The organism is Actinacidiphila polyblastidii (genome assembly GCF_036353415.1).
Taxonomy (GTDB): domain Bacteria; phylum Actinomycetota; class Actinomycetes; order Streptomycetales; family Streptomycetaceae; genus Actinacidiphila; species Actinacidiphila polyblastidii.
This window is the reverse complement of record NZ_JAZEWV010000103.1, coordinates 1-279: the sequence shown is the minus strand read 5'-3', so window position 1 is coordinate 279 and position 279 is coordinate 1. Positions and strand designations below refer to the sequence as shown.

Genomic DNA, 279 nt, shown 5'->3' with positions numbered 1-279 from the left:
CGCCGAAGTCCTGCCGGAGTACATGGTGCCGGCGGCCGTGGTGGTGGTCGGGGGGTTGCCGTTGACGGTGAACGGCAAGGTGGACCGGGCGGCGCTGCCCGCGCCGGACTTCGGGGCGGGTGCGGTCTCGCGGGGTCCGTCGACGCCCGTGGAAGAGGCGCTGTGCGCGGTGTTCGCCGAGGTGCTGGGGCTGGCGCGGGTCGGGGTCGAGGACTCCTTCTTCGACCTCGGCGGCGACAGCATCATGGCCATCCAACTGGTCTCCCGCACCCGCACCGC

General features: G+C 73.1%; 1 protein-coding gene. It reads left to right on the top strand.

Annotation, left to right across the window (positions count from 1 at the left end; genetic code table 11):
* Window positions 1-279: phosphopantetheine-binding protein (locus V2S66_RS34420; protein ID WP_330801045.1), on the top strand; the 279-nt coding region annotated here is incomplete at both ends.